Raw genomic sequence first — 25,346 nt, 5'->3', positions numbered from 1 at the left:
GTGACCTCCCTTAAATCCCTGATTCCGTAGCCGGCTGCCCGGACAACTCGCTGACGTAATATCCCTGGCGCAGGTTGATGCCGTATTCGAGCCAGGCCTTCATGCAGGCCAGCATCTGCGACCACCCTTCGCAATTCATGTATGAACTCTTCTGGCCGCGGGCGTTCTCGCGCCAGCCGGTCTCGGCGATCGTCACCATGGTCGCACCGTCATCGAGCGCCTTGAAGCGCATTTCGACATTGGTGCGGTACGGCTCCTCCCCCTTCTCCACCATGGCATCCCAGCGAAAGACGATGCGCTCGGGGGGCTCCACCGTCTCGACCTCGATCGGCACGTTGCCCCACCACGTCACAGTGCTGCCGGCGACCAGCGGGCCGCTGACCCCGCCGAGCGTCACGAAGTACTTGCTGATCTGATCCGGGTTGACGACGGCATCGAAGACCTCGGCGACAGGCCGGTCGATGCGCCCATTCACGCGAAACTCGAAAGACATGACCTCTTCTCCCATTGTGCTGACACAGCATATGTTATAGAAATATAACATGTCAACCGATTCGAAAGACGACCTCGTTTTCAAGGCACTCGCCAACGGCCTGCGCCGGCAGATCCTCGATGCGCTCAAGAACAAGGCGCAGACGACCGGCATGCTCTGCGAGCAGTTTTCCAGCCTCGACCGCTGCACCGTGATGCAGCACCTGAAAGTCCTCGAGGAGGCCGATCTCGTGATCGTCCAACGCGAGGGCCGCGAGCGCTGGAACCACTTGAACGCCATGCCGATCCAGGCCATCCACAATCGCTGGATCAGCCAGTATGCCGGCCAGGCGATGTCGATCCTGTCCGCCCTGCAGCAAGGGCTGGACCGCGTCCCGGAGTAACGGTTTCGGCTTTCCATCGCCCCGCTTTCTTCGTATGAACGCGCGACAACGCAATCTGGGGATATCGTCTTGCGCTACCTCATCACCGGCACGGCCGGCTTCATCGGTTTTCACCTTGCCAAGCGCCTGATCGACGAGGGACATTTCGTCGTCGGTTTCGACGGCATGACGCCCTATTACGACGTGACGCTCAAGGAACAGCGGCACGCGATCCTCGCCCGTTCGAACGGCTTCAAGGCTGTTGTCGGCATGCTGGAGGATCGCGACGCGCTGAACCGTGCGGCAGAGCTTGCCGAGCCCGAAGTCATCATCCACCTGGCCGCCCAGGCGGGCGTCCGCTACAGCCTCGAAAACCCCAAGGCCTATGTCGATTCCAACCTCATCGGCTCCTGGAACATGCTGGAGCTGGCGCGCGAAATTGGCCCGAAGCACCTGATGCTGGCCTCGACCTCATCGATCTACGGCGCAAACGAGAAGGTCCCGTTCGCCGAGACCGACCGCGCCGACGAACCGATGACGATCTATGCGGCGACGAAGAAATCGATGGAGCTGATGGCGCACAGCTACGCCCATCTCTACAAGGTGCCGACGACTGCCTTCCGTTTCTTCACGGTCTACGGCCCGTGGGGCAGGCCTGACATGGCGCTGTTCAAGTTCATCGATGCCATCCACAACGACAGGCCTATCGACATCTACGGCGAAGGCCGCATGAGCCGCGACTTCACCTATATCGACGATCTGGTCGAAGGCATCCTGCGGCTCTCCCATGTCGTTCCCTCCGAGGAAAACCGGGTGCCATCCGAAAAGGCCGCGGACACGCTGTCGCTGCAGGCGCCGTTCCGCGTGGTCAACATCGGCGGCGGCCAGCCGGTCGAACTGATGACCTTCATCGAGACGATCGAAAAGGCCGTCGGCCGTCCGGCGCTTCGCAACATGCTGCCTATGCAGCAGGGCGACGTGCCGCGCACCTATGCGTCGCCGGATCTGCTGGAGGCGCTCACCGATTTCAAGCCGTCGATTTCGGTGGACGATGGCGTCTCGCGCTTTGCGGCATGGTATGACGAATATTACGGTCGTGCTGTAAAGGCCTGATCGGCGGCGTCTGCCGCCGACGGTGTTCTGCATGGGCGAAGCTCTCGCAACAAAAGGAAGAGCAGATGAAAGTCACGATGATCGGCGCCGGCTACGTCGGCCTTGTATCGGGTGTGTGTTTTGCCGATTTCGGCCATGACGTGGTCTGTCTCGACAAGGACGAAAGCAAGATCGATGCGCTGATGCAGGGGCATATCCCGATCTTCGAACCGGGCCTCGAGCAGCTTGTCGCCAGCAACGTCCAGTCCGGCCGGTTGTCGTTTACCACGGATCTCGTTTCGGCGGTGGCCGACAGCGACGTGATCTTCATCGCCGTCGGCACGCCGTCGCGGCGCGGCGACGGCCATGCCGACCTTTCCTACGTCTATGCCGCAGCCCGCGAGATTGCCGTCAACCTCAAGGGCTTTACGGTGATCGTGACGAAGTCGACGGTCCCGGTCGGCACCGGCGACGAGGTCGAGCGCATCATCCGCGAAACCAATCCCAACGCCGATTTCGCCGTCGTCTCCAATCCGGAATTCCTGCGCGAAGGTGCAGCGATCGAGGACTTCAAGCGGCCCGACCGCATCGTTATCGGCCTTGCCGACGATGACGGTCGCGCCCGCGACGTCATGACCGAGGTCTACCGCCCGCTCTACCTCAACCAGGCACCGCTGGTCTTCACCTCGCGGCGCACCTCCGAGCTGATCAAATATGCCGGCAACGCGTTCCTGGCGATGAAGATCACCTTCATCAACGAGATGGCCGACCTCTGCGAGAAGGTCGATGCCAACGTCCAGGACGTGGCCCGTGGCATCGGCCTCGATGGCCGCATCGGCGGCAAGTTCCTGCATGCGGGTCCCGGCTATGGCGGCTCCTGCTTTCCGAAGGACACGCTGGCGCTGGTCAAGACCGCGCAGGACTTCGACAGCCCGGTGCGCCTCGTCGAGACCACCGTCGCCATCAACGACAACCGCAAGCGTGCCATGGGCCGCAAGGTGATCGCGGCGGCCGGCGGCGACGTGCGCGGGCGCAAGGTCGCCGTGCTCGGCCTCACCTTCAAGCCGAACACCGACGACATGCGCGACAGCCCTGCCATCACCGTGGTCCAGACGCTACAGGACGCCGGCGCCCACGTCGTCGGCTACGATCCCGAGGGCATGGACAACGCCCGCAAGCTGATCGAGGGCATGGACTATGCCAAGGATCCCTATGAGGCCGCGACGGAAGCCGACGTGCTGGTGATCGTGACCGAATGGAACGAGTTCCGCGCGCTCGATTTCCGGCGGCTGAAGTCGGTGATGAAGGAACCGGTCCTGGTCGATCTCAGGAACATCTACCGTCCGGACGAGGTGGCAAAGCATGGCTTTGCCTATGCCAGCGTCGGACGACCGCAGTAACACCCGTCAACGGGAAATGTTTGCCGGGCGCCCTGCCCGGCAATAGCCACCGATCATCGCCGGTAACAGGCTTGCAGCACACGCGCTTCAGGCCTTTGGCACCGGCTGGGGCGGCAGGACCTCCCAGCTCTTGCCCGCGAGAACGACGCAGCTTCGACCGTTGACATCCGTGACGACGAGGGTCCAGGTGCCGCTGTCGGCGGCGTAAAACTCCATCACCGCATGCGGGTTGATCAATCCGATCCCCGCCGGCCTTTCCTGATACTGTCGCAACAGAAATTCAATCACTTCCGATCGCTGGGCGCAGCTGGCCGCGACTTGCGAAGCGGCAGGGTTTGGATGCGCCGTCACTGCGGCCGCCAACATGACGGCTCGAGCGAGGACACGGATCACATTGCGTTGCATGACGCACCACCTTTGGCCGGGAAACCCGGCGGAAAAGGAGTTTCCGCTGACCTCGTCCGCCGTAGACCGGCATTGTTATGATCGGCACTTGCTCGCGACACGGTACATGTGCCGCCACATCGTCAGTATGGCGGCGCCACCCATATATTACAATTACCTAATTCATAGAGAGTTGCCCGGTTCCGCTACGACTTCCGGGCTAAGGCACGGGCGCGCAGGTCGGGTGCGAGCAAAGGCTTTGACGAGGCAACTCAGGGCACTTTCAGGCAAAGTGCGGAGCGGTTTTCGGCCAAGAGATGCGTAAGACAGAGACGGGAGCGTTTCCGTCTTTGCGTCCAAATCGGAAACGCACCCGAGCGCTCCGGTACCGTGCGCCCGTCTGGCCGCGCGGTACAATGGCACAATCACTTGCGCTTCATCGCTTCCATGAGCGCAGCCCCGAAGGCGCCTTGCGCGGGTTGCTGCGGCTGTTTTTGCGGGCGGGCGGGTGCGCCGCGATTGCCGTTGTTGGGCGCAGCTGCCCTGGGCTCACGACCCGCGTCGGCACCGTCCTTGCGCATGGTCAGGCCGATGCGCTTGCGCGGCACGTCGACCTCGGTGACCCTCACCTTGACGACGTCGCCAGCCTTGACCACCTCGTGCGGATCCTTCACGAACCGGTCGGCCAGCTGCGAGACATGGACGAGACCGTCCTGGTGCACGCCAATATCGACGAAGGCGCCGAAAGCGGCGACGTTGGTGACCGTGCCTTCGAGCTGCATGCCGACCTTCAGGTCCTTGATGTCATCGATTCCCTCGGCAAAAGTCGCGGTCTTGAAGCTCGGGCGCGGGTCGCGGCCGGGCTTTTCGAGTTCGGCCAGAATGTCCTTGACCGTCGGCAGACCAAAACGCTCGTCGACGAACACGCGCGGGTCGAGTTTTTGCAGCGCCGCACTGTCCCCCATCAGCGAACGAACATCCCGCCCGCAGGCAGCGACGATCTTCTTGGCGACGCCATAGGCTTCCGGATGGACGGAAGACGCATCGAGCGGCTCCTTGCCATCGGGAATGCGCAGGAAGCCGGCGCACTGCTCGAAAGTGCGCGCGCCGAGACGGGCGACCTTCAGCAGATCCTTGCGGCTGGCAAAGGGACCTGCGGCATCTCGGTGCGCGACGATCGCTTCCGCCGATGACTTTCCGAGACCGGAGACACGGGCAAGCAGCGGTGCGGACGCCGTATTCACATCGACGCCGACCGCGTTCACGGCGTCTTCGACCACCGCATCCAGCGAACGGCTGAGCTTCGACTGGTCGACATCATGCTGATACTGGCCGACGCCGATCGATTTCGGCTCGATCTTGACGAGTTCGGCAAGCGGATCCTGCAGGCGCCGCGCGATCGACACCGCGCCGCGCAGCGAGACGTCGAGGCCGGGAAATTCGAGAGCGGCAGTCTCGGATGCGGAATAGACCGATGCGCCGGCCTCCGAAACGATAACCTTGGTCGGCTTCGGCGCCGGCAATTGCGCCAGCATGTCCGCGACCAGTTTTTCAGTCTCGCGGCTGCCGGTGCCGTTGCCGATCGCGATCAGCTCGACCTTGTGCTTGCGAATCAGCGAGGCCAGTTCGGCCTGCGTGCCGCGCACGTCGTTCTTCGGCGGGAACGGATAGACGGTGGTCGTCTCCAGCAATTTTCCGGTGCCATCGACGATGGCAACCTTGACCCCGGTTCGGATGCCCGGATCGAGCCCCATCGTGGCGCGCGATCCGGCCGGCGCGGCCAGCAACAGATCCTTGAGGTTGCGGGCAAAGACGTGGATAGCCTCTTCTTCCGCCCGCTCGCGCAACTCGCGCATCAGGTCGAGCGAAAGGGACATCGACAGTTTCACCCGCCAGGTCCAGCCGATGACCTCCGACAGCCACTTGTCGCCCGGCAGATGGCCGCCGACCGTGTAGGCGGCTGCGATCATCCGCTCGACCGGCTTGACCGGAGACGTGTCGTCCTGGTCGACGACGATATCGACGCTCAGCACCTCTTCGTTCCAGCCGCGCAGCATGGCGAGCGCCCGGTGGCCCGGTGTCGTCGCCCAACGCTCGGTGTGGTCGAAATAGTCGGAGAACTTGGCGCCCGCCTCCTGCTTGCCGTCGACCACCTTCGCCCTGAGGAATGCCGCCCCCTTCATGTGGCTACGCAGACGGCCGAGCAGGTCGGCGTTCTCGGTCATGCCTTCGGCGATGATGTCGCGGGCACCGTCGAGAGCCGTCTTCACGTCGGGCACATCCGCCGTCAGATATGCCGTGGCGCGATCGGCGGGCGCGATGGTCCGGTCGGCGACGATCGCCTCCGCAAGAGGGCCGAGGCCACGTTCCCTGGCGATTTCCGCCTTGGTCCGCCGCTTCGGCTTGTAGGGCAGATAGATATCCTCGAGCTCGGCCTTGGTGCCGACTGCCGCGATCTTGGCTTCGAGTTCGTCGGTCAGCTTGCCCTGCCCGCGGATGGATTCGATGATCGAACCCCGTCTTGCCTCCAGTTCGCGCAGATAGGTCAGGCGCTCGGCCAGCGTGCGCAATTGCGTATCGTCCAGCCCGCCGGTCACTTCCTTGCGGTAGCGCGCGATAAACGGCACGGTCGCGCCCTCATCGAGCAGTTCGACGGCGGCGACAACCTGGGAGGTCGATGCCTTGATCTCGCTGGCAATGATGGCGGCGATGGGTTTTGCTGGGCTGGCCATGGGGGATCCGTCTTTCCTGTTTTCAGTCGCGACCATAAAGGCGCAGCTCTTCAAGGCCAAGTGAAGGCCTGCGCGGCAAAACCGGAACTCCACAGAAGACGTGCCCCCTGGGGCACGGCCGGGGCCGTCGAAGCGCGGGTGCCTTCTGACGGGGTAGGTGTCAGATTTCAGATATCGACCGGCTCGAGCGGCGGGCGGGTCTTCTCGAATTCGATCAGCTCGCGCTCTTTCGCCTCGATGTAGCCGCGCGCGAAGGGCACCGCCTCAAGCGACGGTGACAACTGCAGCTGGAAGATGAAGTGCTTGTCATACAGAAAGGCGGCTTCGGACGCGGCGAGATAGAACTCCCACATGCGGAAGAAGCGCTCGTCGAACAGCTTCACCACCTCGTCGCGCCGCGCCAGGAAGCGCTGCCTCCATGCCCGCAATGTCCAGGCATAGTGCATCGGCAGGATCTCGACATCCTTGACCAGAAGACGCGTCCTTTCCACCGACGGCAGAACTTCAGAGAGTGCGGGAATGTAACCGCCGGGAAAAATGTATTTCTCGATCCAGGGATTGGTTGCCCAGGGCTTGTAGACCTGCCCGATGGAGTGCAGCAGCATCACACCTTCCGGCTTCAAAAGCTCCTTGATCTTGCGAAAGAACCGGCCGTAATTGCCGATGCCGACATGCTCGAACATACCCACCGAGACGATGCGATCGAATTGCCGCCCCTGCATCGTCCGGTAATCCTGGAGCTCGAAGCGGACACGATCGGAGAGGCCGCGCTTGGCTGCGCGCTCGCGCGAGATCTTCAGTTGCTCCTCGCTCAGCGTGATGCCTGTCACCTCCACACCGGAGGATTCGGCCAGGTACATCGCCATGCCGCCCCAGCCGGAGCCGATCTCCAGCACCTTCTGCCCGGGCTCGAGCAGCAGCTTGGCGGCGATATGGCGCTTCTTGGCGAGCTGTGCCTCGTCGAGCGAGATACCCGGCGGCTCGAAATAGGCGCAGGAGTATTGCCAGTCATCGTCGAGAAAGAGATTGAAGAGCTTGCGATCGAGGTCATAGTGATGGGCGACATTGTGCCGGTTTCGATTGACCGGCATTCGGCTCTTCACCTGCTGGCGCAAGACATGCTGCAAAGCGACCAGCATGTTTGGCAGGGTCGCGGCGTGCTCCATCCCGTTCAGCTTGGCAATCGTGATGACATCGAAGATGTCGCCGTCGTCGATAACCACCCGTCCGTCCATGTAAAGCTCGCCGAAGCGCAGGCTCGGATCGATGGCGATCGCCTTTTCGGCCTCTGGATCTGCGATGCGGATCGTCGTCGGCTTTCCCGAGCCGTCACCCAGAATAAGCTCTTCGCCGCCGGAGAAAAACACCGTCAGATTGCCTTTGCGCACCAGACGGCGAAGCATGTTCAACAATGCCGCATTCATAGCCAACCTCTGCCAAACGGACACCTGCGTCCTGGCGAAAAGTGCAGCTACGCTCTCGGTTCTACCGGTGCTTCGAAGGACGATGCGGCGTGACACGATATGTGGCGCACCGCGCGACGTCTGTCCGGAAGCGGTAATAACCGGCGCGGGCGTCGCCTCACGGCTTCCGGAAAGCATGTCGCGCTCCTCGTGCGCGCGCTATCGGAACGTCGTCAGGTCAGCCGCCATCGGGCTCCAATCCATCAGAACTTACACTAACGTAGTAAGCTTCGATCGATTGGCAATGGGCTCTTTATGCGCCCTCAAAGATTTGTTTGCTTAGTAAATTGGTAGCGTCAGCACCGACGACGCCGCGGCCTGGCAAAGCATCCCGATCATGCGGCCGGGAGAAATCGAGCATCGGACCGGCTGGCACGATCCGCGTGGGATTGACGTGCGCGATGCCGTAATAGCCTTGCTTGATGTGGTCGATGCGCACCGTCTCGGCAATCCCCGGCCATTGGTAGATTTCTCTCAGATAGTTGGAGAGCGCCGGATAATCCTCGATCCGGCGGATGTTGCACTTGAAGACGCCGTGATAGGCGGCATCAAACCGGACCAACGTCACGAGCAGGCGGATGTCGGCCTCGGTCAGATGTTCGCCGGCGATGTAGCGATTGGCTGTCAGATGGCGCTCGAGTTCGTCGAGCATGTCGAACAGGCTGGCGACGGCGTCATCATAGGCGCCCTGGGTCTTGGCGAAGCCCGCGCGATAGACGCCGTTGTTGACGCGCTCGTAGATCGGATCGTTCCAGCGATCGATCTCGGCGCGCAGCGCCTGCGGATAGAAATCGAGGCGATTGCCGGTCAAGCCGTCGAAGGCCGTGTTCAGGATGCGGATGATGTCGGCGGATTCGTTGTTGACGATGCGGCCTTCCTGCATATCCCAGAGAACGGGGACGGATACCTTGCCCGTGTAACCGGCATCGCTCGCCGTATAGAGTTCGTGGTGATAGCGGATCTTGCCGATGCGAGGACCGGCGTCCACGGGTGCGCCATAGACCCAGCCGTCCTCTCCGAGAACGGGGCTCGAGACCGTCAGCCCGACGATGTCCTGAAGTCCTTTCAGATTGCGAAAGGCGATCGTGCGCGACGCCCAAGGGCAGAGATAGGAGACGAAAAGCCGGTAGCGTCCCGCTTCTGCCGGAAGCCCCGGCTGCCCCTGTGGGCCCGGGCTGCCATCGGCCGTGATCCAGCTGCGAAAACGGGTCGGCTCGCGGTGGAAGGCTCCCCCCTTCATCTCGCTCGCGGCAACGTCGCCCTTCACCCATTTTCCATCGACGAGTTGCGGCATGACTTTTCTCCTGAACCTCATGGGACGCCAATCCCTCTCACGCGCGCGCAAACCGGTCAATTCGACCGTGGGGTGACAGATCGTTCGCAAATCGACGACCACACGCGGGGCGCGCAACACCATCCTGGCGCCACAATGTCGAGCAATCCGGTGCAAAGAGGGAGAAACCGAATGAAGAGATTCGCCGTCATCACCGCCCTGTTCGCCGCCGTCGTCTGGCTTCTGAACACATCCCTGCTGGCAAACCCGCCCGCAGGCGCGCCTAAAATTCTCGCCCACCGCGGCATTCACCAGACCTATCCGAAGGCTGATGTCGGCAAAGATACGTGCACGGCGGATATCATCGAACAACCGCGGCACGGTTATCTCGAGAACACCATCGCCTCGATGCAGGCCGCCTTCGATGCCGGCGCTGCCGTGGTCGAGCTCGACATCCACCTGACCCCCGATCGCCAGTTCGCCGTCTTCCACGACTGGACGCTCGACTGCCGCACCGAAGGCAAGGGCGTCACCGAGGAAACGCCGATGCCGGTGTTGAAGACCCTTGATATCGGCCACGGCTACACGGCCGACGGCGGCAAGACATTTCCGTTCCGCGGCAAGGGCATCGGCCAGATGCCGACGCTCGAGGAGGTCTTTGCCGCCCTGCCCGATCGCCAGTTCCTTGTCAATTTCAAGAGCCGCCGCGCCGAGGAAGGCACGGCGCTCGCGGCCCTCCTTCAAGCGCGGCCTGAGTGGCGCAATGCCGTCTTCGGGGTCTATGGGGGCGACCGGCCGACACGGGAGACGCTGAAACTGGTGGAAGGCATGCGAGGTTACGACCGGGAATCCGCGGTCGGCTGCCTCACCCGCTATGCTGCCTATGGCTGGACCGGCATCGTTCCGGCCGCCTGCCAGAACACGCTGGTGGTCGTTCCGGGCAACTACGCACCCTGGCTCTGGGGCTGGCCAGACCGCTTTGCCCAGCGGATGAAATCGGCTGGCAGCGACGTGATCCTGTTCGGCCCCTATGCCGGCGGCGACTTCACCACGGGCATCGACAGGCCGGAGGATCTCGAATTGGTGCCGGAGACTTTCTCGGGCTACGTGTGGACAAACCGCGCCGAAACGATCGGTCCGCTGCTGGCAAAGAGGCAGCAGGCGCTTTGATCACCCTTGAAACAAGACCGCCCGCCAGCAATGCTGGCGGGCGGCGTCAATGCAGCTTCAAAAACGCGCGATCAGCGCGGGAATTCGAGACCCATTTCGCGGAAACGCTCGGGATCGTCGCCCCAGTTTTCCCGAACCTTGACGAACAGGAAGAGGTGCACCGGCTGCTCGAGAATCTCGGAGATTTCCTTGCGCGATGCGGTGGAGATCGCCTTGATCGCGTCGCCGTTCTTGCCGAGCGCGATCTTCTTCTGGCTTTCACGCTCGACGTAGATCACCTGTTCGATGCGAACGGATCCGTCCTTGCGCTCTTCCCACTTCTCGGTTTCCACATGCGATGCATAGGGAAGCTCCTGGTGCAGACGCAGGAACAGCTTCTCGCGGGTGATTTCGGCAGCGAGCTGACGCATCGGCAGGTCGGAGATCTGGTCCTCGGGATAATACCAGGGACCTTCCGGCAGCTTTTCGGCGAGATAATCCATCAGGTCCTTGCAGCCGGAGCCGGTCAGCGCCGAGATCATGAAGGTGCGCTCGAACTGGATTGTCTCGTTGGCCGCTGCCGCTAGCTTCAGCAGATCCTCCGGCCGCACCTGGTCGATCTTGTTCAAGACCAGGATCTTCGGCTGGTGGACTTCCTTCAGGCCTTGCAGGATCGTTTCCGCATCCCCCTTCAGGCCGCGCTCGCTGTCGATCAACAGCATGATCACATCGGCATCCTTGGCGCCGCCCCAGGCCGTCGTCACCATGGCCCGGTCGAGCCGGCGCCGCGGCTTGAAGATGCCGGGCGTGTCCATGAACACGATCTGTGCGTTGTCGTGGATGGCAATGCCGCGCACGATCGCCCGGGTCGTCTGTACCTTGTGGCTGACGATCGAAACCTTCGCACCGACGAGGCGGTTGACCAGGGTCGACTTGCCGGCATTGGTGGCGCCGATCAGCGCCACGAAACCCGAGTGTGTCGGCGCGCTTTCAGCGGCCGTATCTTTTTCCATATCCGTCATGTTTTCCGTCAATTTCCGGCGGAGTTTTTCCGCCACACGCCTTCGCGTTCCAATAATTTCGTCGCGGCCACCTGCTCGGCGCCGCGCTTGGATCGATCCGTCCCCGTCTCGGGTGCTACGCCCCCGACCTCAACGGTCACGGTGAAGCGCGGATCGTGGTCGGGGCCGGAGCGATCGTCCGTCCGGTATGCCGGCGCGATGCCAAACTTGGCGTGCGCCCATTCCTGCAATTCGGTCTTGGCATCACGACGGGCGCCATCGGCGCGGGTCGCACGCTCTTTCCAGTGACGCAGCACGAACGAACGCGCCGCCTCGAGCCCGCCGTCGAGATAGATGGCGGCGATCAGCGACTCTACCACATCGGCGCGCACATTCATCATCGCCTTTCCGGTGATTTTCTTCACGTCGGAACCGGTGCGGATAAACTGGTGCAGCTCCAGGTCGTCGGCGACCTGGGCGCAGCTTTCGGCGCTGACGAGCTGGTTCAGCCTCACCGAAAGCTCGCCTTCGTTGGCATCGCGAAATGTCTGGAACAGCAGTTCGGAGATGCAAAGCCCAAGTACCCGGTCCCCGAGGAACTCGAGCCGCTGGTAGTTCGACCCCTTGGCATTGCGGGCGCTGGAATGGGTCAGTGCCCGATCCAGCCGCTCCTTCTCGCTGAACTGATAGCCAATCACGGCCTCGAGCTTGGCCCGATCCTCCGCGCTCAGCGACCGCGCCTTCATCATTCGACCGCCTTGAACAGGCGGTCGTAGCGCAGGTTCGCCGGCCACTTCCAGATCTCGCGGAACGAGGTGTCGTTGCCGAGCGAGAAGAAGATCAGGCTGGCGCGGCCGACCAGGTTTTCAGCGGGCACGAAGCCGACGTCGAAGCGGCTGTCGGCCGAATTGTCGCGGTTGTCGCCCATCATGAAGTAATGGCCTTCGGGCACGATGAACTCGCGGGTGTTGTCGCCACGCGAATCGGGGAACTGATCGAGCGTGTCGTAGGACACGCCGTTGTCCATCGTTTCGCGGTAGACAGGCACGTCGCCACCGGTGTCGTACTGGTCGTCGGCGCGGAAGGCGCCGTCAGGCGCGCGCTCGATCGGCTTGTCGTTGACATAGAGAATGCTGTTGCGAACCTGAATGCGATCACCGGGAAGGCCGACCAGGCGCTTGATGTAGTCGATATCGGGATTGGGCGGGAAGCGGAAAACGACGATGTCACCGCGCTCGGGTTCGCTTGCGAAGATGCGGCCCGAAAACAGGTCAGGCGAGAACGGCAGAGAGTACTTGGAATAACCGTAGGCGAACTTGTTGACGAAGATGTAGTCGCCGACAAGCAGCGTCGGCATCATCGAGCCTGACGGAATGGTGAAGGGTTGAAAGAAGACGGTGCGAATGACTACGGCCAGGAGCAGCGCCTGGATGATGACCTTCACATTCTCCCAGAGACCGCTCTGCTTCGCTTCTGTCTTTTCTGCCACGCTGCTGTTTTCCTTTGTCATCGGCGCGCACTCGAAGCGTGCCGCCCAATCAACTGTCGTTCGCACATTCTGTTCCAGCCTTAAGGGCGGAGCATGCGCAAAAAAATCTGTTCCGCGAGGGCGCCGGCGTCGTTGCGGACGGGCATGCCCGATTTTCTCAACGGAATGCTCTAAACCGTTCCCTCTGGCGGAGCAACGGGGAGTGCCTCGATAATCACGAAGGCCTGCGCCAGCGGAAAATCGTCGGTGATCGTCAGATGGATCGCCGCGCGATACCCCCCGGGCATCATCGCCTTAAGCCTTTCGGCAGCGCCACCGCTCAAATGCATCGTCGGCTTGCCGCCGGGCAAATTGATGACGCCCATGTCCTTCCAGAAGACGCCATGCGCTATTCCGGTGCCAAGCGCCTTGGAACAGGCTTCCTTGGCTGCGAAACGCTTGGCATAGGAGGCCGCCCGGTTCTTGCGGCCTTCGGATTTGGCAATCTCGACGTCCGTGAAGCAGCGCTTGACGAAACGCTCGCCGAAGCGCGACAGCGAATTTTCGATCCGCCTGATGTCGATGAGGTCGCTGCCGATGCCGATGATCATGATGTGGACCTTGCCCCGGGCGAGCGGGCTCGCTGCCGGCGAGACTGGAAGAGACGGGCCGCCTGATAGGCCAGGGGATAAAAGATCAGGGCGCCGGCGGCGGCAAGCGGGAGCGAGCCGACCAGCATCGGCTTGAACACAGGGCCCCATAGAGCGGAAAATTCGAGGTGCTCGATCATGTGCGCGACATCGGCGCTGGTCGCGACGCTGGAACCCTGCGGGCCCATGATGGCGGTCCCGAGCTCGTAGGACGCGGTCAGGATCATGGGGATCGTCACAGGGTTGGCAAGCGCGGTGGTAATGGCTGCGGCCAGCAGGTTGCCGGAGAAAACCGAAGCGAGCGCGACTGCGATGACGATATGCAGCCCGAAGAAGGGCGTGAACGAGGATGCGGCCCCTGCCGCAACGCCGACAGCGATCGAGTGCGGCGACGACGAAAGGCGCAGAATACGCAGCGCCATGTAACGCGGGCCACGCCGAAACCCCTTGCGTGGCCAGACAAGCGCGCGAAGCCTTTCGGAGATCGTCACCGGTTTTCTACGTCTGAATAACATTATGCCGTCATGACCGCATCTTGAAACCGCCAGTCGGCGCAAGACGGCGTGTCCGCCTGTTGAAAGGCCGCAAGATAGGCGTCATGCCCTCTGCTTGCAACCCGCTGACCGGCGATGTGGCCATCCGGACGAGCCATTCGCTTGGCGCATGGCTCGCTATTCCCACCATCATGCGGGAAAAGCAGCAGCTTAGTAGCCGTTACGGAACAGGCCGCGATCGATCTGGCGCTGGCGATATTCGAGGTCGATACGGTCGACCGAGCCATTGAGATAGGCGAGCTCGCGCTCTTCCTGAGTGGCAACGCGCAGAGCGCGGGTGATCTTCTTCAACTGATTAAACATGGCAAACCTCTTCGTTTACCTCCCGATCCAGAAGATAGTTTAGAGGTTCCTGTTCCACCAGAGCCAGGAAAAGACAGCAGCCATGCACGCAAAGCATGCCTGGCTGATTTTAAGAGCAGAACCTGCCTGATTTCCAGGCAACTGCGCAAAGCAGACGCGTTGCCGCGGCCGGGAAGACGCATTGCACCGACAAGCGCCCCTTACTCGAAGAGGCGCTTGACCGTGGAAATGCTCGGCAATTCCTTCAATTGAGTGATCAGATGGTTCAGCTGCCGGAGATCCCAGACCTCGAGATCAAACTGCAGCTCGCTGAAATCGGCTGCTACCCGCCCCATGGAGAGCGAACGGATGTTAACATCGCTGGTGGCGATCGACTGGGCGACTTCCGCCAGCGTACCGGGCTCGTTCAAGGCGCTGATGGCGATGCGCGCCATGAAGCGGCTGCTGTTGGCTTCATCCAGGTCCCAGCGAACGTCGATCCAGCGCTCCGGCTCTTCGTCGAACTTCTGCAGGATCGGCGACTGGATCGGATAGATGGTGATGCCCTTGTCCTTGTCCATGATCCCGACGATGCGGTCGCCGGGGACGGCACCCGCAGCACTGAAATGCACGCCGGCATTGCCCGAGAGCCCACGGATCGGCAGCGCTTCCGGACCTTCCGCCTGCGAAGGCTCGCCCGGCTCCTTAGACCGGCCCGGCAGCTTGAACACCATGCCGGCGGCACTGCGCATGTTGAACCAGCCATCGTCCGCGTTCGGCTTGACGGTGACGCGCTCATCCTGGTGGTCGGGGAAGACGGCGCGCAGCACGTCGAGCGACGACAGTTCGCCACGGCCGACCGACGCGATCGCATCCTCGACCTCCTTGTGACCGAGTCGATGCAGCGCCGGCTTCAACGCCTCACGCGAGAAGGTCTTGCTCGCCCGCTCGAACGTGCGCTCGAGAATGCGGTAGCCGAGGCCGGCATATTGCTTGCGGATGGCAGCTCGCGTTGCACGCCGGATGGCAGAGCGCGCCTTGCCGGTCACCACGATCTCTTCCCAGGCCGGTGGCGGCACCTGGATGCCGGAGCGGATGATCTCCACTTCGTCGCCGTTGTTGAGGCGGGTCACCAGCGGCATGATGCGGCCGTTGATCTTGGCGCCGACGCAGGTGTCGCCGATGTTGGTGTGGACGGCATAGGCGAAATCGATCGGCGTAGCGCCGCGCGGTAGCGCGATCAGCTGCCCCTTCGGCGTGAAGCAGAACACCTGGTCCTGAAAGAGCTCGAGTTTGGTGTGCTCGAGAAACTCTTCCGGGTTGTCGCCCTCGGCCAGAGATTCAATCGTGCGCCTGAGCCAGGAATAGGCATTCGATGTCGGCGACAGCGCCGTCTCGGTCGATGCCCCCTCACCGTCCTTGTAAAGCGAATGGGCGGCGATGCCGTATTCGGCGATATCGTTCATCCGCCGCGTGCGGATCTGCAGCTCGATGCGCTGGCGCGAAGGGCCGACGATGGTCGTGTGGATCGACTGGTAGTCGTTCTGCTTCGGGGTCGAGATGTAATCCTTGAAGCGCCCCGGCACGACCCGCCAGCGCGTGTGCACGATGCCGAGAGCGCGATAGCACGAGGGAATGTCGTCAACGACGATGCGAAAGCCCCAGACGTCGGACAGTTGCTCGAACGACAGCGACTTCGACTGCATCTTGCGGAAGACCGAATAGGGCTTCTTCTGACGGCCCTTGACCTGAGCACCCTTCAACCCTTCGGTCTGCAGCAGCTCGGTCAACTCGTCCTCGATCTTCTTGATCAGGCCCTCGTTGCGCTCGGACAGCTCTTCCAGGCGACGGGTTACGGTTTCGAAGGCTTCCGGATTGATATGGCGGAAGGAGAGGTTTTCCAGCTCCTCGCGCATATCCTGCATACCCATGCGGCCGGCGAGCGGCGCATAGATGTCCATCGTCTCTTCGGAGATACGCGCCCGCTTCTCGGCCGTCATATGGTCGAGCGTGCGCATATTGTGCAGGCGATCGGCAAGCTTGACCAGGAGAACGCGCACGTCGTCGGAAATCGCCAGCAGCAGCTTTCGCAGGTTTTCCGCCTGCTTGGCTTTCTTGGTGACCAGATCGAGCTTCTTGATCTTGGTCAGACCCTCGACGAGCGCGCCGATGTCTTCGCCGAAGAGATCGTCGATCTCCTGCCGTGTGGCGGTCGTATCCTCGATCGTGTCGTGCAGAAGCGCGACCGCGATCGTCGATTCATCGAGGTGCATCTCGGTCAGGATCGCCGCCACTTCGAGCGGATGGGAAATATAGGGGTCGCCGCTTGCCCGCTTCTGCTGCCCATGCTTCTGCATGGCGTAGACGTAAGCCTTGTTCAACAGGGCTTCATTGACGTCGGGCTTGTACTTCTGAACGCGCTCAACGAGCTCGTATTGGCGCATCATTCGCGGGCGGCTCCGTGGCAAAAGACAATAAAAAAAGTGCGCCAATCATACGAGTGGCGCACTGCTTTGATAACACGCGGGAACGTTTGTTCCGTTACGGATCTCAGTAGTCGTCGCTCTTTTCCGGGGGCACGAGGCCCTCGATACCGGCAAGCAGTTCTTCTTCCGACATGCGGTCGAAGGTGATTGCTTCCGGCTGATCGTCGTCTTCCGCCGTCTCGGCAAAAGTCGTATCGGCATCGGCCTGAACCAGCGAAGCCGGATCGGGCTCGGGCTCGTCCACTTCGACATGCTTCTGCAGCGAATGGATCAGGTCTTCCTTGAGGTCGCCGGGCGAAAGGGTTTCGTCCGCGATTTCGCGGAGCGCAACGACAGGGTTCTTGTCATTGTCGCGATCAATGGTGATGGCTGCGCCTTGCGAGATCAGGCGGGCGCGGTGGCTGGCGAGCAGCACGAGTTCGAAACGGTTGTCGACCTTGTCAATGCAATCTTCGACGGTGACGCGGGCCATTGCCTGTCCTTTTGGGCTCAAAGCGCGGCGATCATCGCCGCAGCACGGATTAACGACACGAGACCGGAACGGCCGCCGGGTGACGGCCTCGTCGGCTCCGATTTCTGGAATTAGCCGCCCGGATACAATCAAAACAGCACAAGTTCAAGTTTTTCCTGCACAAGGCGCTCACATCATCCGGTACTGCGTGATAAAATGCCACACGAACGGGCTGGAATTCGCACGCACACATCCTAGTTGCATATCTAGATTGAGACCTGAGACGCCTGGTAGAAACTGCAGACTTCCGATGTGGACGAACTGCAGCAACTGCTAAAACTAGCTATATTCGCGCGATGCCGCTTGGAATAATGCAAGTGGTTAACTACATTATTTGCAATATCAGCAATTATTAATGTAAACGACGTATTTTCGCGCATCCGCCGATGGGCGGCTTACCGCAATGCGATGCGCACTTAAAAGGAATAACGATGTTTGATCCCCGCGAGAAAATCGCTCTTTTCATCGACGGCGCAAATCTCTACGCCGCGTCGAAGAGTCTCGGTTTCGACATCGATTACCGCAAGCTGCTGAAAGCCTTTCAGAAACGCGGCTATCTCTTGCGCGCCTATTACTACACGGCGCTCATCGAAGATCAGGAATACTCGTCGATCCGCCCGTTGATCGACTGGCTTGATTACAACGGCTACAAGGTCGTGACCAAGCCGGCGAAGGAATTCACGGACTCGCTCGGCCGTCGCAAGATCAAGGGCAACATGGACATCGAACTCGCGATCGACGCCATGGAACAGTCCGAGACTGTCGACCATCTGGTGATCTTTTCGGGTGATGGCGATTTTACGACGCTCGTGGAAGCATTGCAGCGCAAGGGTCGTAAAGTCTCGGTCGTATCGACGATGTCAACCCAGCCGCCGATGATTGCCGATGATCTGCGCCGTCAGGCCGACCACTTCATCGACCTTGTGACGCTGCGCGCCGAAATCGGCCGCGATCCGTCGGAACGCACGCCCCGGCAGCACGTCGAACCCGTGGCCGACCCAGTCGACATCTAAGCGATCGGCCACATCCCCAAGACAATGACCTAATTTGCCGCGGCCAGGCTGCGATACGCCTCAGCAAGGAGCGCGGCCTGTTCAGCCGCGATCCTTGAGCAGCCGGCTCTTTTGCCTGTTCCAGTCGCGTTCCTTGGCGCTTTCGCGCTTGTCGTGCAGTTTCTTGCCCTTGCCGAGCGCCAGCTCGAGCTTGGCCCTGCCCTGATCGTTGAAATAGATCTTGAGCGGAACGAGCGACATGCCTTCGCGATTGACGGCGCCCTGCAGCCGGTTGACCTCACGCTTCGATAGCAGGAGTTTGCGCCGACGGCGGGGCTCGTGGTTGAAGCGGTTTGCCTGGAGGTATTCCGGCAAGTAGGAATTGATCAGCCAGATCTCCCCGCCCTCGTCCGTGGCGTAGGATTCGGCGATATTCGCCTTGCCTTCGCGCAGCGACTTCACCTCGGTTCCGGTCAGAACCATACCGGCCTCGTAGGTATCGACGATCTCGTAGTTGAAACGGGCCTTGCGGTTCTCCGCGACAATCTTCTTGACCGTGCGCTGGCTTCCCTTTGGTGCCATCAGTTCATCAATCCTGCATGTCTGAGCGCTGCATCGATCGCAGCCTCCGTCGCCGGCTCCAGCGTGGAAAGCAACGGCGAGCGGACAGAACGGCTCATGCGGCCGAGACGGTTGAGCGCATACTTGGCGCCACAGAGACCAGGCTCCATGAAGATCGACTTGTGCAGCGGCATCAACTTGTCCTGGTATTCGAGCGCCTTGGCGTAATCGCCGGCGAGCGTCGCTTCCTGGAACTCGGCGCAGAGGCGCGGCGCGACATTCGCGGTCACCGAGATGCAGCCGACGCCGCCATGGGCGTTGAAACCGAGCGCGGTGGCGTCCTCGCCCGAAAGCTGGACGAAATCCTTGCCGCAGGCCATGCGCTGTTCCGACACGCGCTCGATCTTGCCAGTCGCATCCTTGACGCCAACGATGGTCGGGTGCGCCTTGGCGAGCGCCGCCATCGTCTCCACGCTCATGTCCACGACCGAACGGCCGGGGATGTTGTAGATGATGATTGGCAGCTTCACGCTCTGAGCGATTGCCGAATAGTGGGCGAACAGGCCCTTCTGCGTCGGCTTGTTGTAGTAGGGTGTCACGACGAGCACCGCGTTCGCACCCGCCTTTTCAGCGTGCTGCGCCAGTTCGATCGCTTCGATCGTGTTGTTCGAACCGGCGCCGGCAATCACCGGCACGCGACCGGCAGCGGCGGCGATGCAAAGCTCGACCACCTGCTTGTGTTCGGCATGCGAAAGGGTCGGGGATTCGCCTGTCGTCCCGACGGGAACGAGACCGGCGCTGCCCTCTTTTATCTGCCATTCCACATGCGCGACGAAACCTTCCGCATCCACTGCGCCCGCGGCGGTGAACGGTGTTACGAGAGCGGGAATGGAACCCTTGAACATGCACAACTCCTGACGGACCAAAGGCGCAAATACACTCACGCTTTGGCCGTATTCGACGGTTAAAAAACTGCCGCACCATAATCATGTGAGGGGGCTGCGGCAAGCGCCGTGACACGGCATTTCATGCCGGTTTTCACGCAAAAGCTTGACGCTCAAGCCACATAATCCTTGTCGCCTGCCATCCGGTGCAGTGGTGACGACGGCTCGATTGCCATGATCGGTAAACACCGGTAACGTTTCGTTAGGCAATCCGGCGGCAAATGAATGCGAGACACGGGGTAACGTGGGGCTCTTGATGCGCGGATCAATCTTTCTGTCTGTCGCCGCCATTCTCGGCGCAGCGCTTTCGGCCTCGTCGGCCCTGTCTTCCGAGCCCGCCAACAAAGTGCCCGTGCCGGGCAACAAGCCCGCAATTTCTGATAGACCCAGTGGCGTTTCGACCAAGGACGTCACCGGAGCGATACCCGCGACGATTTCACCCATCCAGGGTGACCTGAAGCTCGGACTGGATGCGCTTTCCAACAAGGATCCCGCCAAGGCACTCGCTGTTCGCAACGGCATGCGCGAAGGCACGCTCGACCGCCATATCCTGACCTGGGCGATCGCCGTCTCGGGACAGCGCGGCATTCCCTCCTTTGAAATCGCCGACGCCCAGCGCGAACTGCAGGGATGGCCGGGCCTGAAATCGCTGCGCGCCAACTCCGAGCGCGCGCTTTATCGCGAGAACCCGCCGGCAGCCGACATTCTCGCCGCCTTCGGACAGACCGAGCCCGAGACGACCGAAGGAACGCTCGTTCTTGCCCGCGCGCTTGTCGCTGAGGGACAGAATGCGGCGGCGGCGACGCGGTTGCGCGCGCTCTGGTTCAAGCAGGGGCTCGACAAAGGTGTCGAAACACAGATCCTGTCGGAGTTTTCCGGCCTGCTGACCGTTGCCGATCACAGGCGACGGATGACGATGCTGCTTTATCGCAATCGCGTCGAGCAGGCCGAGCGCTTCAGCGAACTCGGCAAGGCGCAGTCACTCTTTCGCGCCTGGGCCGCCGCCAGCCGTGGTTCATCAGACGCCCCCGCCCTGATATCGGCGGTCGACCCCTCATGGCATAAGGATCCGGCCTATCTCTTCATCCGCATAGAAAGCCTGCGCAAGCAGGAGAAGTATGCGGAAGCAGCCAAGCTGCTGGCGGCGATGCCAAGGGATCAGGACGCGCTGGTCAATCCCGGCGAGTGGTGGACGGAGCAGCGGATCGTTAGCCGCGGCCTGCTGGACAAGGGCGATTTCCGCGGCGCCTACCGCGTCGCCGCCAACCATCAGGCGAGCGAGGCAACCGATATAGTCGATGCGGAGTTTCACGCCGGCTGGTACGCTTTGCGCGGCATGGAAGACCCGGCCGCGGCCGCCCGGCATTTCCGTCGCATCCTCGATGTTTCCAGCCGGCCGCTTTCAGCGTCGCGGGCCTGGTACTGGCTCGGTCGCTCGGCGGAGGCAGGCGGGCCGGGCAACGCCAAGGATTATTTCGCCAATGCGGCCAAATTTCCCGGAACATTCTACGGTCAGCTCGCCGCTGCCCGGCTTGGCCGCAAGGCGCTCAATGTCGCCTATCCAGCACCTTCGTCGGAAGATCGTGCCCGCTTCGAGGGACGCGAGGCGGTGCGGGCCATCGCACGGCTCGAGACCGCGGGCCACGGCTGGCGCGCAGACAGCATTTATCGGGCACTGGCAGAAGAGTTGACCAGCCCCGGCGAGTTGGCGATCCTTTCGGCCCGCGCCGAAAAAACGCGAAACCACCAGCTTTCGCTTCAGATCGGCAAGACCGCATTCGGTAGAGGCATCGATGTCGCCGCGCTCGCCTTCCCCGTTGGCGTCATTCCGCCGACTGCCAATATCGGCGGCTCGGGCAAGGCCCTCGCCTATGCGATCGCGCGCCAGGAGAGCGCCTTCAATCCGGCAGCGGTCTCGACCGCCAATGCCCGCGGCCTTCTGCAATTGTTGCCGGGAACCGCCAAAGGCGTCGCCAGCCGCTATGGCCTTGCCTATTCGAAGGATCGGCTGACGAGCGATGCCGGATACAACGCCACGCTCGGCGCCCACTATCTCGGCGAGCAGATCAACAGCTTCGGCGGCTCCTATATCCTCACCTTCATCGCCTATAACGCCGGCCCGCGCCGCGTTCCCGACTGGCTCAGCCGCTATGGCGATCCGCGCGGAAAGCCGATCGACGAGGTCGTCGACTGGATCGAGCGGATCCCGTTCCAGGAAACGCGCAACTACGTCCAGCGCGTCATGGAAAACTATCAGGTCTACAAGGTCAGACTTGGGCAAAGCGCTGATATCGTTGAAGATCTCAGAGTGGGGCGTTCGCCTTCATAATCCGCACGAGCGGCCCAAAAATCCTGAGCCATATCGGCAGCGCCCTAGCCGAAGTCAATGAGCCTGCCGCTCCTGGGGCTCATAGGATCAGCCTTGAAGCTGCTTCTTGCTCCCAAGCCAGATCCGTCACCTGTCTGGGATCGACGTCTCGTGTCGGGCGACTGGCTGACCTTGCGTGCCTTTTGCATATCCCGCTCCGCGAGATCCAGGTTAGTGTCGGCGACCTGCAACGGTCCGACGCTCCACGACGGCCTGGGGCGCGCCGCAGCAGGTCCGGTGAAACAGCGAGAGCGGTGGAACATATGCAGCAGGACGGCTTCAGTGAGCACTATTTTTTATCGGATGACGGTCTGCGGCTTTACGCCCGGATCTATGGTCGCACGTCATCCGGTAGCGATAGCCATCTGCCGATCGTCTGCCTTCCCGGCCTCAGCAGAAACAGCCGGGATTTTCACTCGCTGGCGTTGTTTCTCTCATCGCCGCAAGGCAGCAACCGCACCGTCGTTTGCCTCGACTATCGTGGCCGTGGGCAATCGGCCCGCGACCCGGACAAAAGCCACTATACCGTCCCTGTCGAAGCCAATGACGTGATCACCGCCTGCCGCACGCTCGACATTAAAAAGGCTGTCTTCATCGGCACTTCGCGGGGTGGATTGATCCTGCATCTGCTCGCGCAGCAGGTGCCGTCCCTGATCGCTGCCGTGGTATTGAACGATATCGGACCGGTGATCGAGCTCGATGGATTGCTGGCAATTCGAGACTATCTCAACCGCGGCACGACACCAAAGACCTGGGAAGAGGCGCCAGCCTATCTCCGCGCGGTGCACGGCGCAGAGTTTCCGGTACTCGGCGCCGCCGACTGGCAGGAGATGGCGGTCGCGATCTATCGCAATGAACACGGGCACGCGGTTCCCGACTTCGATTTGGCAATAGCTGCGCCGCTTTTGTCTCTCAGTGCCAAGACGACCCTGCCCGATCTGTGGCAAGCCTTTCAGGCTCTCAGCCAGCACCCGCTTCTGCTCATTCGCGGCGAGAACTCGCGTTTACTTTCAAGCGAGACAGCGGCCGAAATGCAGCGTCGAAATGTCGGGATGGTATCGGTGACCGCGCAAGGTCAGGGACATGCGCCGCTGTTGCATCTTGATGGCCCGAGGCAAGACATCGTGCTTTTCCTGGCGGCGATCGCCAAAGACGCCTGAACAGGGGCCTTGGCATTCGTCATCGACAGACTGCAATCGCGTAAACTCGGCACCGCGTGCCCCCGCCGTGCGGTACAACCGCGCGAACCCCGTCAGGTCGTCAGCGCCGCGACCTGGTGAATTCAGCCCCTTGTACCGCTTGAGGAACACCGGTCCGGATATCTGCTCAAACGAAAAAGCCCGGCTCGAAAGCCGGGCTTCTCTAAACTGACCGAGGTCAGATCAGATTAGAAGTCGCGCTGCAGGCGGACGAAACCGAAGACCTGGTCGTCGCCATTGTCTTCATCTTCGTACTGAACCGACACGCGGGTAGCGAGGCCTTCGGTGATCTTGTAGTCAACCGTTACACCAGCGCGCCATGCATCGTCGCTGCCGAAGCTGGTGAGCGAGTCCTGCAGGCTGCCGAAGTACTGAGCGCCAGGAGTGATGGCGAGCTTGTCCGTAGCGTTGAAGCGGTACGAAGCAGCAACCGACCACTCAGAGCGTGCCCAGTAAGCGTTCGGGTTGGAAGCCCAGAGACCAGCGAGCTGGAAGACGCCCGGGCCGAGGTCAGCCGAGAGCAGGCCGCGGATCGTGCCTTCTTCGAATTCGGTGTCGTAGCCGCCGAGCAGGTCGAACGATACGCCGCCGACCGAAGCCGAAACGATACCCTGAACGCCAACGCCGTTGGACTTCGTCGAAGTGCCTTCGAGTTCGTCAACTGCAACACCAGCCTGGAACGAGCCACCGTCGTAGAGGTAGGCGATCGAGTTGAACTCGGTGTTGTTGCCGAGCGAATCGGACTCGCCGTTGATGCCCTTATCCCACCAGCTGTAGAAGAAGCCGGCCTTCAGGCCGCCGAGCTGGATGTAGGCTTCGTCGACGTCGATGAAGCTGTCGCCAGCGTCGGTGTCGTTGTCGGCGTTGAATTCAGCGGCGAAGAAGCCGGTGAGCGTGCCGTACTCGGTGTCGCTCTTTGCATCGAACGAGATGTAAGCGCGCGAGAAGGCATCCCAGTCAGACGTGGACTGGCCACCGAAGTCTTCCTGGTTGTAACGGCTGTCAGCTGCGTCACGACCAAACGAGGTCTGGAAGCGCAGGAAGCCGCCGATCTTCAGGCAGGTTTCCGTGCCCGGGATGTAGAAGTAGCCAGTGCCGAAAGCGTCGCAAACGCGAACGTATTCCATGGGCTCCGGCTCGGCTGCGACGATTGCGTCGGCTGCCTGTGCGCCGGATACTGCTGCGAGAGCTGCAGCGGAGCCGAGAAGAAGGCTCTTGATGTTCATTTCTGACCTCCAGTCAAAAGTTTCAAACGGGTCTGGGTATTTTGCTGAAGGACAGCGTTCCCTGCCCCATCCCCAACGTTCAAGAAGTCGGACGATCAACCGCCCTTGCTTCCGGAGTTGAAAATACAAGACGCGCTCATCGGCGCAACGTCCAACTGGCGAGATGACGTCCTTTGCATCGCCCTTCGCCGAACCCTGTTGCTGAAACGACACAAAATCGCCGCAGGCGGGCTGAAGAAATTAACAAAGGATTAAGAAAACCCTTTATTCCCCAATGCTTAGCATAAGGAAACAACGCCTCGCCTGTTTCAGAAAGAGGCAGAAACCGGTCCAAATTGCGAGGAAAAGCCGGTTCTCCAGTCAGAATCTGATCGAGGGACGATGGAGTACATCGTCGCGTTTTGCGGATTCGCCGCCACGGGATGCCCCGCAGACGGCAGGAATCGCCAGAATCAAATCACGAGATTCGCACGCGACCGATCGAGCGCTGCGATTCTCGACACGGAAAAGCGATGGAATTTCTTGAACTTTGACTGAGGCTGCGCGATGGCCGCACGTCCGGCCTGCCCCAGGGTCGGCCCGCTGGACGAAATGCGATGCGCCCGCTCAATGAGTGATCGCTGCGATAAGACGAATGGGGAAAATTCAACCTTGAAAGGTAATGGCGGAGAAGAAGGGATTCGAACCCTCGATACCCTTCCGGGTATACTCCCTTAGCAGGGGAGCGCCTTCGACCACTCGGCCACCTCTCCGTTAG

Annotated in this window: 23 protein-coding genes and 1 tRNA gene; 7 read left to right on the top strand and 17 right to left on the bottom strand. The window is 61.4% G+C overall.

Annotated elements, in window-relative coordinates; all coding sequences use genetic code 11:
* Positions 1-10: 10 nt before the first annotated feature.
* Positions 11-493 carry an SRPBCC domain-containing protein gene (locus RTP54_RS05435; RefSeq protein WP_112810076.1) on the bottom strand — a complete coding sequence of 161 codons (483 nt, stop codon included), beginning with the start codon at positions 491-493 and terminating at the stop codon, positions 11-13.
* A gap of 49 nt (positions 494-542) precedes the next feature.
* On the opposite strand from RTP54_RS05435, the gene RTP54_RS05430 reads away from it, so the two are divergent.
* The 3 genes from RTP54_RS05430 (at position 543) to rkpK (ending at position 3,346) form a co-directional block, all read left to right on the top strand.
* The gene (locus tag RTP54_RS05430; protein ID WP_112810077.1) at positions 543-875 is read left to right on the top strand and encodes an ArsR/SmtB family transcription factor; all 333 of its coding nucleotides are present in this window, start codon (positions 543-545) and stop codon (positions 873-875) included.
* A gap of 69 nt (positions 876-944) precedes the next feature.
* Positions 945-1,967, top strand: coding sequence for an NAD-dependent epimerase (locus RTP54_RS05425; protein WP_312361445.1), 1,023 nt, complete (start codon positions 945-947; stop codon positions 1,965-1,967).
* A gap of 65 nt (positions 1,968-2,032) precedes the next feature.
* Positions 2,033-3,346, top strand: a complete 1,314-nt coding sequence (gene rkpK / locus RTP54_RS05420; RefSeq protein ID WP_112832643.1) for a UDP-glucose 6-dehydrogenase — start codon at positions 2,033-2,035, stop codon at positions 3,344-3,346.
* Positions 3,347-3,433: 87 nt separating this feature from the next.
* Here rkpK and RTP54_RS05415 read toward each other — a convergent pair whose 3' ends face one another.
* The 4 genes from RTP54_RS05415 to RTP54_RS05400 form a co-directional block, all read right to left on the bottom strand.
* Positions 3,434-3,751 (bottom strand): hypothetical protein, encoded by a 318-nt coding sequence (locus RTP54_RS05415; protein WP_112811796.1) that lies wholly within the window; start codon positions 3,749-3,751, stop codon positions 3,434-3,436.
* 404 nt (positions 3,752-4,155) lie between these two features.
* Positions 4,156-6,462: a Tex family protein gene (locus tag RTP54_RS05410; protein ID WP_112817519.1), complete on the bottom strand. Its 2,307-nt coding sequence runs from the start codon at positions 6,460-6,462 to the stop codon at positions 4,156-4,158.
* Positions 6,463-6,629: 167 nt separating this feature from the next.
* Positions 6,630-7,886 carry an SAM-dependent methyltransferase gene (locus RTP54_RS05405; protein WP_112817518.1) on the bottom strand — a complete coding sequence of 419 codons (1,257 nt, stop codon included), beginning with the start codon at positions 7,884-7,886 and terminating at the stop codon, positions 6,630-6,632.
* Positions 7,887-8,178: 292 nt separating this feature from the next.
* On the bottom strand, positions 8,179-9,219 hold the full coding sequence (locus tag RTP54_RS05400; protein WP_312361442.1) for a glutathione S-transferase family protein: 1,041 nt from the start codon (positions 9,217-9,219) through the stop codon (positions 8,179-8,181).
* A gap of 171 nt (positions 9,220-9,390) precedes the next feature.
* Between RTP54_RS05400 and RTP54_RS05395 the strand changes: the two genes are divergently transcribed.
* On the top strand, positions 9,391-10,368 hold the full coding sequence (locus tag RTP54_RS05395) for a glycerophosphodiester phosphodiesterase family protein (RefSeq protein ID WP_312361440.1): 978 nt from the start codon (positions 9,391-9,393) through the stop codon (positions 10,366-10,368).
* A 71-nt stretch (positions 10,369-10,439) separates the two neighbouring features.
* Here the strand turns inward: RTP54_RS05395 and era are convergent, their stop codons facing one another.
* The 8 genes from era to rpoZ all read right to left on the bottom strand — a co-directional run bounded on the left by era (position 10,440) and on the right by rpoZ (position 17,260).
* Positions 10,440-11,369: a GTPase Era gene (gene era / locus RTP54_RS05390; RefSeq protein WP_112811810.1), complete on the bottom strand. Its 930-nt coding sequence runs from the start codon at positions 11,367-11,369 to the stop codon at positions 10,440-10,442.
* An 8-nt stretch (positions 11,370-11,377) separates the two neighbouring features.
* Positions 11,378-12,094, bottom strand: a complete 717-nt coding sequence (rnc, locus tag RTP54_RS05385) for a ribonuclease III (RefSeq protein ID WP_112811801.1) — start codon at positions 12,092-12,094, stop codon at positions 11,378-11,380.
* On the bottom strand, positions 12,094-12,837 hold the full coding sequence (gene lepB, locus RTP54_RS05380; protein ID WP_112811811.1) for a signal peptidase I: 744 nt from the start codon (positions 12,835-12,837) through the stop codon (positions 12,094-12,096). The genes rnc and lepB overlap by 1 nt, the downstream gene beginning before the upstream one ends.
* Before the next feature lie 170 nt (positions 12,838-13,007).
* The gene (gene acpS / locus RTP54_RS05375; RefSeq protein WP_312361437.1) at positions 13,008-13,427 is read right to left on the bottom strand and encodes a holo-ACP synthase; all 420 of its coding nucleotides are present in this window, start codon (positions 13,425-13,427) and stop codon (positions 13,008-13,010) included.
* Positions 13,424-13,957 (bottom strand): DUF2062 domain-containing protein, encoded by a 534-nt coding sequence (locus RTP54_RS05370; protein ID WP_409517089.1) that lies wholly within the window; start codon positions 13,955-13,957, stop codon positions 13,424-13,426. The genes acpS and RTP54_RS05370 overlap by 4 nt, the downstream gene beginning before the upstream one ends.
* Before the next feature lie 213 nt (positions 13,958-14,170).
* Positions 14,171-14,323, bottom strand: coding sequence for a DUF3563 family protein (locus tag RTP54_RS05365; protein ID WP_065787305.1), 153 nt, complete (start codon positions 14,321-14,323; stop codon positions 14,171-14,173).
* A 200-nt stretch (positions 14,324-14,523) separates the two neighbouring features.
* Positions 14,524-16,749, bottom strand: coding sequence for a RelA/SpoT family protein (locus tag RTP54_RS05360; RefSeq protein ID WP_112811804.1), 2,226 nt, complete (start codon positions 16,747-16,749; stop codon positions 14,524-14,526).
* Between the two features lie 103 nt (positions 16,750-16,852).
* A complete protein-coding gene (rpoZ, locus tag RTP54_RS05355; RefSeq protein ID WP_025426382.1) occupies positions 16,853-17,260 on the bottom strand; it encodes a DNA-directed RNA polymerase subunit omega in 408 nt (135 codons plus the stop codon).
* 470 nt (positions 17,261-17,730) lie between these two features.
* Here rpoZ and RTP54_RS05350 point away from each other — a divergent pair, with 470 nt between their 5' ends.
* The gene (locus RTP54_RS05350) at positions 17,731-18,312 is read left to right on the top strand and encodes an NYN domain-containing protein (protein WP_112811805.1); all 582 of its coding nucleotides are present in this window, start codon (positions 17,731-17,733) and stop codon (positions 18,310-18,312) included.
* An 81-nt stretch (positions 18,313-18,393) separates the two neighbouring features.
* Here the strand turns inward: RTP54_RS05350 and smpB are convergent, their stop codons facing one another.
* Both smpB and dapA read right to left on the bottom strand, forming a co-directional pair.
* On the bottom strand, positions 18,394-18,873 hold the full coding sequence (gene smpB, locus RTP54_RS05345) for an SsrA-binding protein SmpB (RefSeq protein ID WP_112811806.1): 480 nt from the start codon (positions 18,871-18,873) through the stop codon (positions 18,394-18,396).
* The gene (gene dapA, locus RTP54_RS05340) at positions 18,873-19,757 is read right to left on the bottom strand and encodes a 4-hydroxy-tetrahydrodipicolinate synthase (protein WP_112811807.1); all 885 of its coding nucleotides are present in this window, start codon (positions 19,755-19,757) and stop codon (positions 18,873-18,875) included. The genes smpB and dapA overlap by 1 nt, the downstream gene beginning before the upstream one ends.
* 295 nt (positions 19,758-20,052) lie before the next feature.
* Between dapA and RTP54_RS05335 the strand changes: the two genes are divergently transcribed.
* Together RTP54_RS05335 and RTP54_RS05330 are read left to right on the top strand one after the other, a co-directional pair.
* A complete protein-coding gene (locus RTP54_RS05335) occupies positions 20,053-22,125 on the top strand; it encodes a lytic transglycosylase domain-containing protein (RefSeq protein WP_312361427.1) in 2,073 nt (690 codons plus the stop codon).
* Between the two features lie 302 nt (positions 22,126-22,427).
* Positions 22,428-23,324 carry an alpha/beta hydrolase gene (locus RTP54_RS05330; protein WP_312361425.1) on the top strand — a complete coding sequence of 299 codons (897 nt, stop codon included), beginning with the start codon at positions 22,428-22,430 and terminating at the stop codon, positions 23,322-23,324.
* 227 nt (positions 23,325-23,551) lie between these two features.
* Here RTP54_RS05330 and RTP54_RS05325 read toward each other — a convergent pair whose 3' ends face one another.
* Both RTP54_RS05325 and RTP54_RS05320 read right to left on the bottom strand, forming a co-directional pair.
* Complete coding sequence (locus tag RTP54_RS05325; protein WP_312361424.1) at positions 23,552-24,589, bottom strand: porin; 1,038 nt, start codon at positions 24,587-24,589, stop codon at positions 23,552-23,554.
* A gap of 662 nt (positions 24,590-25,251) precedes the next feature.
* Positions 25,252-25,341 (bottom strand) — tRNA-Ser (locus tag RTP54_RS05320).
* Between the last annotated feature and the right edge of the window lie 5 nt (positions 25,342-25,346).

It is taken from the genome of Ensifer sp., assembly GCF_031989085.1.
Taxonomy (GTDB): Bacteria; Pseudomonadota; Alphaproteobacteria; order Rhizobiales; family Rhizobiaceae; genus Ensifer.
The sequence above is the reverse complement of the archived record's forward strand: the minus strand, read 5'-3'. Positions and strand labels throughout refer to the sequence as shown.

Excerpts from the sequence above, each read along its gene's own strand:
- RTP54_RS05335 (WP_312361427.1), top strand. The coding sequence starts at position 20,053 with ATGCGCGGATCAATCTTTCTGTCTGTCGCCGCCATTCTCGGCGCAGCG.
- RTP54_RS05365 (WP_065787305.1), bottom strand. The coding sequence starts at position 14,323 with ATGTTTAATCAGTTGAAGAAGATCACCCGCGCTCTGCGCGTTGCCACT.
- smpB (WP_112811806.1), bottom strand. The coding sequence starts at position 18,873 with ATGGCACCAAAGGGAAGCCAGCGCACGGTCAAGAAGATTGTCGCGGAG.
- acpS (WP_312361437.1), bottom strand. The coding sequence starts at position 13,427 with ATGATCATCGGCATCGGCAGCGACCTCATCGACATCAGGCGGATCGAA.
- RTP54_RS05360 (WP_112811804.1), bottom strand. The coding sequence starts at position 16,749 with ATGATGCGCCAATACGAGCTCGTTGAGCGCGTTCAGAAGTACAAGCCC.
- rpoZ (WP_025426382.1), bottom strand. The coding sequence starts at position 17,260 with ATGGCCCGCGTCACCGTCGAAGATTGCATTGACAAGGTCGACAACCGT.
- RTP54_RS05330 (WP_312361425.1), top strand. The coding sequence starts at position 22,428 with ATGCAGCAGGACGGCTTCAGTGAGCACTATTTTTTATCGGATGACGGT.
- RTP54_RS05395 (WP_312361440.1), top strand. The coding sequence starts at position 9,391 with ATGAAGAGATTCGCCGTCATCACCGCCCTGTTCGCCGCCGTCGTCTGG.
- RTP54_RS05435 (WP_112810076.1), bottom strand. The coding sequence starts at position 493 with ATGTCTTTCGAGTTTCGCGTGAATGGGCGCATCGACCGGCCTGTCGCC.
- RTP54_RS05325 (WP_312361424.1), bottom strand. The coding sequence starts at position 24,589 with ATGAACATCAAGAGCCTTCTTCTCGGCTCCGCTGCAGCTCTCGCAGCA.
- RTP54_RS05430 (WP_112810077.1), top strand. The coding sequence starts at position 543 with ATGTCAACCGATTCGAAAGACGACCTCGTTTTCAAGGCACTCGCCAAC.
- RTP54_RS05350 (WP_112811805.1), top strand. The coding sequence starts at position 17,731 with ATGTTTGATCCCCGCGAGAAAATCGCTCTTTTCATCGACGGCGCAAAT.
- RTP54_RS05410 (WP_112817519.1), bottom strand. The coding sequence starts at position 6,462 with ATGGCCAGCCCAGCAAAACCCATCGCCGCCATCATTGCCAGCGAGATC.
- RTP54_RS05415 (WP_112811796.1), bottom strand. The coding sequence starts at position 3,751 with ATGCAACGCAATGTGATCCGTGTCCTCGCTCGAGCCGTCATGTTGGCG.
- dapA (WP_112811807.1), bottom strand. The coding sequence starts at position 19,757 with ATGTTCAAGGGTTCCATTCCCGCTCTCGTAACACCGTTCACCGCCGCG.
- RTP54_RS05400 (WP_312361442.1), bottom strand. The coding sequence starts at position 9,219 with ATGCCGCAACTCGTCGATGGAAAATGGGTGAAGGGCGACGTTGCCGCG.
- era (WP_112811810.1), bottom strand. The coding sequence starts at position 11,369 with ATGACGGATATGGAAAAAGATACGGCCGCTGAAAGCGCGCCGACACAC.
- RTP54_RS05405 (WP_112817518.1), bottom strand. The coding sequence starts at position 7,886 with ATGAATGCGGCATTGTTGAACATGCTTCGCCGTCTGGTGCGCAAAGGC.
- rnc (WP_112811801.1), bottom strand. The coding sequence starts at position 12,094 with ATGAAGGCGCGGTCGCTGAGCGCGGAGGATCGGGCCAAGCTCGAGGCC.
- rkpK (WP_112832643.1), top strand. The coding sequence starts at position 2,033 with ATGAAAGTCACGATGATCGGCGCCGGCTACGTCGGCCTTGTATCGGGT.